This window comes from Mesorhizobium sp. B2-3-12, assembly GCF_006442205.1.
Taxonomy (GTDB): domain Bacteria; phylum Pseudomonadota; class Alphaproteobacteria; order Rhizobiales; family Rhizobiaceae; genus Mesorhizobium.
Window position 1 is genome coordinate 505477 of the sequence record NZ_VFVR01000002.1, and the last position, 12186, is coordinate 517662.

Consider the following 12186-nt stretch of genomic DNA (forward strand, 5'->3'; position numbering starts at 1 on the left):
ACTTCCGACACCTGATATCGGCTTGACACATTCGAAACGTTTAGATTAGCTTTTATAGACGTTGACGACGACGGAAGGGAGGCCGCCATTGTCATGGAGCAGAGCAGTTCCCTTTCCTCGACGCAGGGTGCGGCATCGGATCGCTCGGATACGGTTCTGAGCGCCGAGCACATTTCCAAGAGTTTTGGCGGCATCGCCGCCCTGATCGATGTCGGCTTCGAACTGCGCCGCGGCGAGGTCCATGCGCTGATGGGCGAGAACGGCGCCGGCAAGTCGACGCTGATGAAGATCCTATCCGGCGTCTATACCGGCTACGAAGGCACGGTCCGCATCGACGGGCAGCCGGTCAGCTTCGCCGGCGTGCGCGATGCCGAGGATGCGGGCATCGCGATCATCCACCAGGAACTCAATTTGGTGCCGGAGCTCAGCGTCGCCGATAACATCTTCCTCGGGCGCGAGAAGCTGATCGCGGGACTGATCGTCGACCGCAAGGCGAGCAGCCGCGCCGCAAGCGCCCTTTTGCAGCGCCTCGGCATCGAACTCGATCCGGACGCACGCGTCGGCGCCTTGCGTGTCGGCGAACAGCAACTGGTCGAGATCGCCAAGGCGCTGTCGATGTCGGCGCGAATCCTGATCATGGACGAGCCGACCTCGGCGCTGTCGCCAGCCGAATGCCAGCGGCTGTTCCGCATCATCGGCCAGCTTGCCGACAGCGGCGTCGCCATCGTCTACATCTCGCACCGCATCGACGAGGTGATGCATCTGGCCGGCCGCGTCACCATTTTTCGCGATGGACGCCATGTGCTGACGCGGCCGATGGCCGAACTCGACGAGAATGCCATCATTTCGGCGATGGTCGGACGGGACCTGCTCGCATCCTCCCAAGACGAGCGGGATCCCGGCGGCCGTACCGTGCTTTCGGTCAGCGGTCTGTCGCTGTCGAAGCCCGACCGCCAGGGCTGGCGGCAGGTGATGGAAGGCGTCAGCTTCGATCTGGCCGCCGGAGAGATTCTGGGCATAGGCGGGCTGCTGGGCTCGGGCCGCACCGAGATCATGGAAGCGATCTTCGGCTCGAGCGATGGCCGCGCCGGCGGCGAGATCAGGCTCGACGGCCAGCCGGTGGATATTCGTTCGCCACGTGACGCACGGCGGCTGGGCATCGCGCTCGTCACGGAGGACCGCAAGACACAAGGTCTGCATCTGCAGGCGTCGATATCGGACAATGTGGCACTGCCGCTGGTCGGCGCGCTGGCGCGCTTCGGCATCCGCTCGCTGGCCGGCGAACAGGGGCTGGCGCGGCAGGCGGTGAAGGCGCTCGGCATACGCTGCCGCGACATCGACCAGCCGGCCGGCACGCTGTCCGGCGGCAACCAGCAAAAGGTGGTCATCGGCAAATGGCTGTCGACCAGGCCACGCGTGCTTTTGCTCGACGAGCCGACGCGCGGCATCGATGTCGGCGCCAAGCGCGAGATCTACGACCTTATCTTCCGGCTTGCGGGCGATGGCTTGGCCATTGCCGTCATCAGCTCCGAGCTGCCGGAATTGCTGCATCTTTCCGACCGCATCCTGGTGATGGCCGACGGCCGCCAGACAGGCATTCTTACGCGCGGCGCGGCAAGCGAGGAGGCCATCATGCGTCTCGCCGCACCGCGCCGGACCCTATCGAGACCCGCCGCATGACCGCACTGAAACTCCTGTCGCGCACCAAGCTCTACTGGGGCCTGATCGCCATCTTCCTGATCGGCGTGCTGGGCTCGCCGGTCAGCTCCAAGGGCAACAACATCTTCCTGTCCTATGGCAATCTGCTCGACGTGCTGCGCCAGGTGTCGACCACCGGGCTGATCGCGACCGGCATGACGGCTGTCATCATCACCGGTGGCATCGATCTTTCCGTCGGCTCGCTGATGGCCATCTGTTCGGTGGTCTGCGCCATGCTGCTGACTGTTCCGGGCGTGACGCCGGGCGTCGTGCTGGGCTTGCCGACCGTTGCCCTGGTGGCGCTGTGCCTCGGCTTCGTCGTCACCCGCTTCGTCTTCCTCAATTTGGAGAAGTCCCGCGCCGGCGCCGATGCCATGGCCCGCGACGTCAGGCTGGACACGGTTCGTGGCCTGGTCACGCCGGCAATCGTCGGCATCGTCCTGTGCTGCCTTTCGCTCTGGTACCTGCTGCCGCAGATCGAGCCCAAATTCGGCGTCCTCGGCGTGCTTTTGGTGGCGCCCTGCGTCGGCCTGCTGTTCGGCGCCATCAACGGGTTCATCATCGTCGGCGGGCGGCTGCAGCCCTTCATCGTCACGCTGGCGATGATGGTGACGGCGCTCGGCATCGCCCGGCTCACCGCCGGCCAGAACAATGCGGTGCTGCCGGTCTATACCGGCTCCAACGCCACCGCCGATTTCGAGCTGCTGCGCTCGCTGGTGTTCGGCGTCATCCCGATGCCCGGCCTGTTCTTCCTCGGCGCTATCGTCATCTATGGCGCGGTGCTGCGCTTCACCCCGTTCGGCCGCTATGTCTATGCCATCGGCGGCAATGAGGAGGCGGCCAGGCTTTCCGGCATCGCCGCCGGCCGCGTCAAGATCGCCACCTATGCCATATCGGGACTGCTCGCCGGCATCGCCGCGGTGCTCTACGTGGCGCAGTACCGGCAAGGCAAGCCGGACGCCGGCGCCGGGCTGGAGCTCGACGCCATCGCCGCCGTGGTCATCGGCGGCACCAGCCTGATGGGCGGGCGCGGCAGCCTGATAGGCACCTTCTGCGGCGTGCTGATCTTCGGGCTGCTCTCCAACATATTGCAGCTCCACAACATCAATTCAAACCTTCAGCTGGTGCTGAAGGGGATGATCATCATCGGCACCGTGCTCGTGCAGGAGCGCAATGCCGGCGATCTCATGGCCTATCTGCGCCTGCCCGGAGCGGCGCACAAGGAAACGGCCGCCGCGAAACGGCCGTCGCAGGAGACACCGTCTCTCAATCTCGGAGGAAACAAGAAATGAAACGACGTGACATGCTGAAGCTTGCCGCATTCGGCGCGGCCCTGCTGACCACCACGGCACTGCTCTCCACCGGCCATGCCTTCGCCCAGGACAAGAAGTGGAAGATCGGCTTCTCCCAGGTGACCACCATCGAGCCCTGGCGCGCCCAGTTCAACAAGGACATCATCGCCGAGGCCGCCAAGCATCCGGAAGTCGAGCTGATCATCACCGACGGCGAGGACAAGACCGAGAAGCAGGTCGCCGACGTCGAGAACCTGATCCGTCAGGAAGTCGACGCGCTTCTGGTGTCGCCGAAGGAATCGGCCGGCCTGACCGGTGTCGTGCAGCAGGCGATCGACGCCAAGATCCCGGTCTTTGTGCTCGACCGCAATGTCGATACCAAGGACTACACGCAGTTCGTCGGCGGCGACAATGCGCTGATCGGCCGCGCGGCCGGTGAATATGCCGTCGAACTGCTCGGCGGCAAGGGCAAGGCGGCGGGCAATGTCGTCGAGATCTGGGGCGGCATGGGCACCCAGCCGGCGCATGACCGCCATGACGGCTTCCATGAATTCACCGACAAGGAACCGGGCATCAAATACCTGCTCGACCAGCAATCGGGCGACTGGAAGCAGGACCAGGCCTACAATCTGATGGCCAACGCGCTGAAGACCAACGAGAAGATCGATCTCGTCTACGGCCACAACGACCCGATGGCGTACGGCGCTTATCTCGCCGCCAAGGATGTCGGCCGCGAGAAGGACATCAAGTTCATCGGCATCGACGGCCTGCCCAACGAAGGCGTGCAGATGGTGAACAAGGGCGAACTGACGGCGACCTTCACCTATGTCACCCCAGGTGCTGAAGGCCTGCGCCAGGCGATCAAGTTCCTCAATGGCGAGAAGGTGGAGAAGACCATCACCTTGCCAACCGAGAAGATCACCAAGGAAAACGCCGCCCAGGTGCTGAAGGACAACGGGCTGTAAGTTTTCACGGGAGATACGTGCCGGCCCAGGGTCCAGCTTGGCACCCTTCCTCTCCCCCGTCGATCGGGGGAGAGGTGTCGAGCGCAGCTCGACGGAGTGGGGGTCGACCCTTGGCGCAGTGCGGAAGATTCTTGCGCCCTTGTCCCCTTTTGAGTATCCGTCGGCGGCGGTTGCCAAGTGGTTCCCCCACTCCGTCGCTGCTTCGCAGCGCCACCTCTCCCCCCTCCGGAGGGAGAGGAAACGACTCGTACCTTACGCCAGCTTCGCCAGCAGCTTCATGAAAGTGGCGATCTCCTTGGCCGAGAGCGGCGCCAGGGTTTCCTGCGTGATCTCGCGGGCCAGCGGTATCAGGCGCTCGATCGCGTCGCGGCCCTCCGGCGTCAGGTTCACCAGCAGCCGCCTTTTGTCGACCTCATGCCTGGAAAGCTCGACCAGGCCACGCGCCTTCAGCCGGTCGATGACGCCTTTCACCGTGGCGGCATCCATGGCGATCAACGTGCCAAGCTGGTTCTGCGAGGTCTCGCCAACGTCGCGCAATTTGGCGAGCGCGGCGAATTGCGGCGGCGTCAGGTCGGCGATGCGGGCGGCGAAGATCGAAACATGGCGCTGATGCGCCTTGCGCAGGATGAAGCCGACCTGCTCCTGCAGGAGGTAGTCGTGATCGTCGACCTCCTCGGCCTCGACCAGCTTGAGCAGATTGTCCTCGGCGCTCACCGCAGCCCGTCCCAGGCTTTTATCCCGTCCGCCGCGAGGCCACCCATGCGATTGTGGATGCGCGGGCCGCAGGTCATGGCAAGGCAGAACAGGATCTCGTCGGGACGCGGGCCGTCGCTGATGCCGATTTCCATGGCGTCGAAATGGCTGCGCACATAGGCGGCGTTGATGTGGCCGAGCGGCACGTCGAGCTTCGAGCCGAAGGCGCCGACCTTCTTCGCCGACGGCACGATTGCCTTGGCATCGCCCAGCCGCTCGCGCATAGCGTAGCCGCCTGGCACATGCCACAGCGCACCGTGTTCCAGCTCGCCGGCGCTGCCGACGATGGCGCCCTTGCCGTAACCGTCGATCTGTTTGACGTCACCGCCAAGCGCGGCGATGAGCTTGTCGGAGAGCAGCAGACCGAGCGGCTTCAGATCCTCCATCGCGCTTTGCAGATCCTCGACATAGCGCCCGGCGAACGGATTCCTGACCACGGCCATGGCCGCGGCACGCCGGCGCGGCACCTCAGCGACAGGCCCGCCCTCATGAAAAATTTCCTCGCTCAGCACCGCGACCTTGCGGATCGGGAATTCAGGCATGGGCAACTTCCTCCGGTTCATGCTTGTCGGGCGCGCCGAGTGCCACTGCGCCGCTGATGCGGGTCTCCCCACCCAGAAACAGCGCCGATGCGGCAATCAGGCCGCGGCGGCGAAAATCTTCGGCGACGGCAAGGCCATTGTCCAGGGCGCGTGCCACTTCATCAGGTGCAAGCGTGCCGACGGCTTGTGTCACCAGACGCGTGCCAAGATCGCTGTCTGGCGACAAGTCGCGTGCGGGAACGCGTCTGATGGCGGGATTGCCTGGCAGGTCCACCGCATTGGCGATGAGCGTCGCCGCCGCATCTGCCTCGGCGCCGGTCCGCGCCAGCACGGTGACGGCGTCGGCGATGCCGAGCGAGAAGGAGCGGCCTCGCCAGCCGCTGGTGGCAACGCCACGCACGCCATCCGCCGCGCGGATCGTGATCCGGTCGGCCATGCCGTTGCCCGTGCCGGCGACCGCCAATCCCATCGAACGGCCCTTGCCGATGTGCAGGGCGCTGTCGCCGCCATTGTTGACATAGGCGCGATCGAGCTTGCGCCCGGCAAGCAGCGCGGCGAGCATTTCGTCGGCTACCGATCCGGCCACGGCGGCCATCGGGGTGATGAAGCATTCGGCCAGGGGCATGACGGCTGCTTCCATGCGGCGCGCCGTCGGGCCGGCAAAGGCGCGCGGCGCCAGGAAAAACGCCGGGAGGCGCAGGTCGGGGAGCTCTTCGACCAACTCCATCAGGATGGTCTGGAAGCGAGCGACGGCCTGCTCATAGGCCAGGCGGCTTTCATTCGCCTCGCCAAAAGCCTCGACGATCAGGTCGATCGGCCCGTGGTTCAGATGTAGCCGCTTGCCGTCCTGCAGCCAGTGCGCTTGCGGGCCTTGCATCACCCGGCCCCGTTCGAGCCGGCGCGGCGCAATTGCGCCAGCGGCGGCCACGGATTGCCGGCAGGCGCATCGCCGCCGCGGCGCGGATTGAGATATTCGCCGCCCTTGGCAACGATGTCTTCGACGCTGCGTATCTCGGCCTCGTAGCCGCCGAGCCTGACATAGTCGTCGCGGCGCAAGGTAAATTCGATCGGCGCCACCAAGGCCGGCGTCGGCACATAGCCGAAGGCGCCTTCCGGCACCCTGGTGACATCGACCATCAGCGTGATGCCGCCACCCGGCCAGACATAGACCGGCGCGCCGCCGACCGTCACGTAGGTCTTCAGGCCTTGCACCGAGCGGGTGAGATTGACGGGGTTTTCGGTGACGCCGGCGCGCAGCGAGCCGCCGGCGCCGCCGATGAACAGCACGGTGCACAAGGCCGGCTCGCAATTGTCCTCGATCAGATTGACGGATTTCCGCAACCGCTCCGGAAACGGTTTTTCGACCGGCTTCAGCTCGTCGTCGAGTTCGTAATAGGCGAACTGCTCGCCGGTGGTCGAAACCATCAGCAGCGACAGGCCCGGCCGTGCGCCCTTCTTGGCGTTCCATTCGCCGAGGATCGACAGCGGATCCGATATGCTGGTGCCGCCCCAGCCTAGGCCTGGCTCGGAGACCTTGAAATAGCGGCCCGGCGTCGAGCGGCGGCCGACGATCTTGATGCCGGTATCCTGCCAGCCCAGCACCTTGCCGGCCTGGTGTTCGGAGACGACGCCGGTGATGTGGTCGTCGACCACCACGACCTCGTCGACCAGTCCGCGCCATTGCGTGGCGAACATGCCGATGGTCGCCGAGCCGCAGCCGACCCGCATGCGGTGTTCGGCCTTGCCGTCGATGACAGGTGGTTTGCCGGCTTCGACGATCACCGTCGCGCCGCCGTCGATGGCGAGTTCCACCGGCTTGCGGTTGCACAAATCGAGCAGCGCATCACAGGTGGCGCGGCCCTCCGCCTTGGAGCCGCCGGTCAGGTGATGCACGCCGCCCAGCGACAGCATCTGCGAGCCATATTCGCCCGTGGTGACATGGCCGATGGCCTCGCCTTGCGACCGCACCACAGCCGTTTCGGGTCCGAGATGACGGTCGGTGTCGATCTTCACCTTGACGCCGCAGTAGGAGAAGATGCCTTCGGTTACCACCGTGACGAGATCGACGCCCTCGACCTCCTGGCTGACGATGAAGGGTGCGGGCTTATAGTCGGGATAGGTGGTGCCGGCGCCGATCGCCGTCACGAAGCGGCGGGCGGTGTTGACCAGTTCGCCATCCCACTGCTCGCCCTCGGCGACAAAGGGCACCATGGCAGCCCCGGTCTCGGCCGCATGGTCGAGGATGGTCAGCGGGTCCATGCGCACGATCTGGCCGGCGACATTGCCATAGCGGTCGCAGGCGCCGGTGCGGCCGTCGGCGATGTAGCACATGACCGGACAGGCATCGCAGCGGATCTTTTCCGCCACCAGCTTCTCGCCGGGATCATGGGTTTCGAAGCGCTCGGCAAGCTCGCTCATTGGCGTGCCTCCTTGTCGCGAATGGCCGCCAGGATGCGGCTTGGCGTTGCCGGCACCTTGGTGACCAGCACGCCGGTGGCGTGACGGATGGCGTTGAGGATCGCCGGCGCCGTCGGGATCAGCACATGCTCGCCCAGACCCTTGGCGCCGAACGGCCCTTCGCGATCGGGAACCTCGATCAGGATGGTCTCGATCGGCGGCACGTCGCCGATGGTCGGGATGAGATAGTCGTGCAAATTCTCGGTGCGGCCGGGGATGTATTCTTCCATCAGCGCCATGCCGATGCCTTGCGCTATGCCGCCCTCGATCTGGCCCTCGACCAGCAGCGGGTTGATCGCCTTGCCGACATCGTGCGCGGCGGTGATTTTCAAGAGCTTCACCGTGCCGAGCTTGAGATCGACCTCCAACTCGGCGATCTGCGCGCCGTAACCATAGACAGCATAGGGCTTGCCCTGGCCCTTCGCGTCGAGCGGCAGCGTCGGCGGGTCGTAGGTCTCCTCGGCGCGGAAGACGAAGCCGTCGGCATCGGCGTCGAGCGCGGCGAGGTCGATGCGGCGGGTGGCCTCGCCCTCGCGGATGACGATCGCCGCGCCATCCAGTCGCAGGGAAGCCTTGTCCGAGACATTGGCGAAGCGCAGGATTTTTTCGCGCAAGGCGCGGCCCGCCTTTTCGGCCGCCTTGCCGGTGACGAAAGTCTGTCGTGAGGCAGAGGTCTTCCCGGCGTCGGGGCTGATTGCCGTATCGGCGCTCTTCAGCTGGAATTTCTCCAGCGGCAGGCCGAGCGCGTCGGCGCAGATCTGGGTGATGACGGTGTTGGAGCCCTGGCCGATGTCGACGGCGCCCTGGTGCAGGATGACGGCGCCCGAGGGTGCGATGCCGACCCTAATGGTCGACGGATTGGGCAGCGAGGTGTTGCCGCAACCATACCAGCACGAAGCGACGCCGACGCCACGCTTTCTATCGATGCTGGCGCTGTTGAACGCATCGGCGTCAGCCGTCGCCCGCGCCCAGTGCGGCCGCAGGGCTTCGAGGCATTCGGCGATGCCGACGCCAGACTCCAGACGCTGCCCGGTAACCGTTTCGGAGCCGTTCCGAAGGCAGTTCGTCAGGCGAAACTCGAGCCGATCCATACCGAGCTTGCCGGCGAGCTCGTCATAAAGCGTCTCCTGCATGATCGTCGCCTGCGGCACGCCGAAGCCACGGAAGGCGCCAGCAATCGGGCCATGGGTGTGGATGGCGCGGCCCTCGGCGCGGTAGTTGGGCGTCGCATAGGGGCCGGACGCATGCACCGGCACGCGGTTGGCCACCGTCGGACCCCAGCTTGCATAGGCGCCGGTGTTGAAATCGCCTTCGAAGACCATGCCGGTGACATGACCGTCGGCATCGACACCGATGGTGGCCTGCATTTCGGCGGGATGGCGCTTGGTGGTCGACATCATCGATTCGTTGCGCGTGTAGGCGAGCGCCGCCGCCCGCCCGGTCTTCAGCGCCACAAGACCGATGAGGGGCTGCAGGGAAACGTCGAGCTTGGAACCGAAGCCGCCGCCGGTCGCGGTCGGCACGATGCGCACCTTGTCGACGGCAAGGCCAAGCACTTTGGCCGTATCGTCGCGGTCCATGTAGGGTGCCTGGGTGCAGGCGACGACGACCAGCGTGTCGCCGTCGAGATAGGCATAGCCGGCTTCCGGCTCGATATAGGCATGCTCGACATAGGAGGTCTCGATCGCGCCGGTCGCGGTGACGGCCGCATCGGCAAGCGCTGCCTCGGGATCGCCGCGCTCGACAAAGCCCTTGGTCAACAGATTGGCCGGGCGGTTTCCGTGGATCAGCGCCGCGCCCTCGGCCTGCGCGTCGCAAGGCTGGAGAACATGCGGCAATTCGGTCCAGCGAATCGGGAAACCCGACAGATCGAGATCGGCAATCGCCTCGCGCTCGCCGGCGACCAGCGCCACCGCCTCGCCGCGAAGCCGGGCAAAGCCTTCGGCCAGCGCCGGCTGGTCGGCGAATGGGCCGATAACGCCGAAACAGTTTTTTCCCGGGATGTCGGCGGCTGTGAAAACGCCCGCGATGCCTGGATGCGCCTTCGCCCAGCCATCGATGTCGCCGAAGGCGAAGCCGGCATGGTAATGGGGCGAGCGGATCACCAGCACGGCAAGCGCATCGGCCGGAAAGGAATCGCCGCCGAACTTTTCGTCGCCGGTGACCTTGGGAACGCCGTCGAGCCTGACCGGTGACGCGCCAATGGCGTGGCCGGCCCGAGGCAGACGGAAATCCAGGCTGGCGGTCTGGAGGGAGGCCTCCATCACAGCGGCGATGATCTTGCGGTAGCCGGTGCAGCGGCAGAGGATCCCGCCCAGCGCGTCCTGCACCTCGGTTTCGGTCGGCCTGGGTTCGGTATCCAGCAGCGCGGTGGCGGCGACCAGCAGCGCCGGCGTGCAGATGCCGCATTGCGCGGCGCCATGCGTCAGGAACGAGGCTTGCAGCGCCGACAGCCGGCCATTGGCCAGTCCTTCGACCGTCGTCACCGCGGTGCCAGCGGCCGAGGCCGCCGGCATCAGGCAGGCGCAGACGGGGTCGCCGTCGACCAGCACCGTGCAGGCGCCGCAATCGCCGGCGTCACAGCCGACCTTGGTGCCGGTGAGCCGCAACTCCTCGCGCAACACCGAAGACAGCCGGCGCAGCGGCGGCACGCTGACCGAGACAGCGGCGCCATTGACCGCGAAGGCGATATCGGCGCGATCCATGCTCATGCAGCCACCTTGTCGTCCGTCGGCATCGATGCCGCCGCAAGCACCGCGCGCGCAACGATCTCGCGCACGGCGTCGAGCCTGTATTCGGCGCTGCCGCGCACATCGGCGATCGGCGACAGTTCCGTCATCGGCGCGGACCGGACAGCCTCGGCAAGCCCAGTGCCCACTGGCAGCCCGCGCAATGCCGCCTCGACCCCAGCAAGCCGTCTGGCTACGGCCGAGCAGGAGCCGACGGCGACCGCCGCATCCGCGACAACGCCGTTCTCGACCACCAGACGCGCCGCCACCATGGCGATGGAGATGACGAGATAACGCCGGGCGCCGAGCTTGACGAAAGCCGATGTGCCGGCGGGTTTCGGCACGCGGATGGCCGTCAGCATCTCGCCGGGCTGCAAGGCCGTACGGCGGTTGCCGAGGATGAAATCCGACAAGGGCAGATGGCGTGTCGCCGCCGCCGAGCGCAGTTCGACCTCGGCGTCGAGCACGAGCAGCCCCGGCACGCCGTCGGCGGCCGGCGAGGCATTGCAGAGATTTCCGGCGACGGAAGCAACGTTCTGGATCTGCGGCGAGCCGACCTCGCCTGCGGCCTGTTTCAGCGCGTCAAAGGCTGGCGGCAAGGGATGGCGGATGACATCGGTCCAGGTCGTGCGCGCGCCGATCACCCAATGGGTATCGGTCTCGGCGATGCCGCGCAACGCGGCGAGGCCGTTGATGTCGAGGACATTGACGCGAAACGGCCTGCTGCCCTGCGCCGGATAGAAATCCGTGCCGCCGGCAAGGATGCGCCAGGCGCCCTCGCCAAGCAGCGCGAGCGCCTCGTCGACCGTGGTGGGTTTCGCGTAACGGGTCACGCTTTGCCTTCCCAACAAGATGGGCCTTCCCCGAAAGTGCCCGCCCAAGGCGCTTACCTCGGGACAATTCCCGGTTTTTGACCCGGAAATTCATTCGTATGCAAATGATATCAAGACGGCGGAAATTGTCAAAGCCAGAGTTTTGCTCACCGTCCTTGCCGGAACGCGGGCAACGCGATTGTTATGTCTTCGGAGGTTGACGCGGCCGGCCATCTGGTCAAGTTTCTGCGTCCGGTCGCGTCAGCGGCATCTTTCTACTGGAGCCTGATCCCAACACAGAGAAGAAGGAGGCCCCATGGCCGACGAAGCGCTTGTCGTCATCGACCTGCAGAATGATTTTTGCCCGGGCGGCGCGCTGGCCGTTACCGGCGGCGACGAGATCGTGCCGCTGGTCAATGACATGATCCGGCGAACCGACCATGTCGTGCTGACACAGGACTGGCACCCCGCCGGCCATTCCAGCTTCGCCTCCAGCCATCCGGGTGCACAGCCCTTCACGATGATCGAGATGCCCTACGGCCAGCAGACGCTGTGGCCGGACCATTGCATCCAGGGCAGCCTCGGCTCGGATTTTCACTCCGGCCTTGCCTGGACCAAGGCCGAACTTGTCATCCGCAAGGGATTTCGCCCTGATATCGACAGCTATTCGGCTTTCTTCGAAAACGACCGGAAAACGCCGACCGGGCTCGCCGGCTATCTCAAGGAGCGCGACATCGATACGCTGACGCTGGTCGGGCTGGCCACCGATTTCTGCGTCGCCTTCTCGGCGCTGGACGCCGTCAGGCAAGGGTTCAAGACCACCGTGCGGCTCGATGCCTGCCGTGCCATCGATCTCAATGGCTCGCTGGAGACGATGCTGCAACGGATGCGCGACGCCGGCGTGACGCTTGAAGATCCTGTGTCGGACTGAACAGGCC

General features: G+C 65.7%; 10 protein-coding genes. 4 read left to right on the forward strand and 6 right to left on the reverse strand.

The features are described from left to right. Positions 1-93 precede the first annotated feature (93 nt). From FJ948_RS07770 to FJ948_RS07780, 3 genes are read left to right on the forward strand one after another with little or no spacing between them, the layout of a single operon-like run. The gene (locus tag FJ948_RS07770) at positions 94-1680 is read left to right on the forward strand and encodes a sugar ABC transporter ATP-binding protein (protein ID WP_140703077.1); all 1587 of its coding nucleotides are present in this window, start codon (positions 94-96) and stop codon (positions 1678-1680) included. Beyond that, the gene (locus FJ948_RS07775) at positions 1677-2990 is read left to right on the forward strand and encodes an ABC transporter permease (RefSeq protein WP_140703078.1); all 1314 of its coding nucleotides are present in this window, start codon (positions 1677-1679) and stop codon (positions 2988-2990) included. The genes FJ948_RS07770 and FJ948_RS07775 overlap by 4 nt, the downstream gene beginning before the upstream one ends. Next, positions 2987-3955 carry a substrate-binding domain-containing protein gene (locus FJ948_RS07780; RefSeq protein ID WP_140703079.1) on the forward strand — a complete coding sequence of 323 codons (969 nt, stop codon included), beginning with the start codon at positions 2987-2989 and terminating at the stop codon, positions 3953-3955. Before FJ948_RS07775 ends, FJ948_RS07780 begins: the two co-directional genes overlap by 4 nt. A 252-nt stretch (positions 3956-4207) precedes the next feature. Here FJ948_RS07780 and FJ948_RS07790 read toward each other — a convergent pair whose 3' ends face one another. From FJ948_RS07790 to FJ948_RS07815, 6 genes are read right to left on the reverse strand one after another with little or no spacing between them, the layout of a single operon-like run. Beyond that, entirely contained in the window at positions 4208-4669 is a 462-nt protein-coding gene (locus FJ948_RS07790) for a MarR family transcriptional regulator (RefSeq protein ID WP_140703082.1), read from the reverse strand. Next, entirely contained in the window at positions 4666-5250 is a 585-nt protein-coding gene (locus FJ948_RS07795) for an amino acid synthesis family protein (protein ID WP_140703083.1), read from the reverse strand. The genes FJ948_RS07790 and FJ948_RS07795 overlap by 4 nt, the downstream gene beginning before the upstream one ends. Continuing rightward, positions 5243-6127 carry a UPF0280 family protein gene (locus FJ948_RS07800; protein ID WP_140703085.1) on the reverse strand — a complete coding sequence of 295 codons (885 nt, stop codon included), beginning with the start codon at positions 6125-6127 and terminating at the stop codon, positions 5243-5245. The genes FJ948_RS07795 and FJ948_RS07800 overlap by 8 nt, the downstream gene beginning before the upstream one ends. After that, positions 6127-7668, reverse strand: coding sequence for a 6-hydroxynicotinate reductase (locus FJ948_RS07805; RefSeq protein WP_140703086.1), 1542 nt, complete (start codon positions 7666-7668; stop codon positions 6127-6129). The genes FJ948_RS07800 and FJ948_RS07805 overlap by 1 nt, the downstream gene beginning before the upstream one ends. Then, positions 7665-10412, reverse strand: coding sequence for a molybdopterin-dependent oxidoreductase (locus tag FJ948_RS07810; protein ID WP_181173627.1), 2748 nt, complete (start codon positions 10410-10412; stop codon positions 7665-7667). Before FJ948_RS07810 ends, FJ948_RS07805 begins: the two co-directional genes overlap by 4 nt. A gap of 2 nt (positions 10413-10414) precedes the next feature. Then, positions 10415-11269 carry a xanthine dehydrogenase family protein subunit M gene (locus FJ948_RS07815; protein WP_140703089.1) on the reverse strand — a complete coding sequence of 285 codons (855 nt, stop codon included), beginning with the start codon at positions 11267-11269 and terminating at the stop codon, positions 10415-10417. 295 nt (positions 11270-11564) lie between these two features. On the opposite strand from FJ948_RS07815, the gene pncA reads away from it, so the two are divergent. Then, on the forward strand, positions 11565-12179 hold the full coding sequence (gene pncA, locus FJ948_RS07820; protein ID WP_140703090.1) for a bifunctional nicotinamidase/pyrazinamidase: 615 nt from the start codon (positions 11565-11567) through the stop codon (positions 12177-12179). The last annotated feature ends 7 nt before the right edge of the window (positions 12180-12186 follow it).

Bases quoted from the DNA above. Each gene is read 5' to 3' on its own strand.
- FJ948_RS07775 (WP_140703078.1), top strand. From the start codon at position 1,677: ATGACCGCACTGAAACTCCTGTCGCGCACCAAGCTCTACTGGGGCCTG.
- FJ948_RS07810 (WP_181173627.1), bottom strand. From the start codon at position 10,412: ATGGATCGCGCCGATATCGCCTTCGCGGTCAATGGCGCCGCTGTCTCG.
- FJ948_RS07795 (WP_140703083.1), bottom strand. From the start codon at position 5,250: ATGCCTGAATTCCCGATCCGCAAGGTCGCGGTGCTGAGCGAGGAAATT.
- FJ948_RS07780 (WP_140703079.1), top strand. From the start codon at position 2,987: ATGAAACGACGTGACATGCTGAAGCTTGCCGCATTCGGCGCGGCCCTG.
- pncA (WP_140703090.1), top strand. From the start codon at position 11,565: ATGGCCGACGAAGCGCTTGTCGTCATCGACCTGCAGAATGATTTTTGC.
- FJ948_RS07770 (WP_140703077.1), top strand. From the start codon at position 94: ATGGAGCAGAGCAGTTCCCTTTCCTCGACGCAGGGTGCGGCATCGGAT.
- FJ948_RS07805 (WP_140703086.1), bottom strand. From the start codon at position 7,668: ATGAGCGAGCTTGCCGAGCGCTTCGAAACCCATGATCCCGGCGAGAAG.
- FJ948_RS07800 (WP_140703085.1), bottom strand. From the start codon at position 6,127: ATGCAAGGCCCGCAAGCGCACTGGCTGCAGGACGGCAAGCGGCTACAT.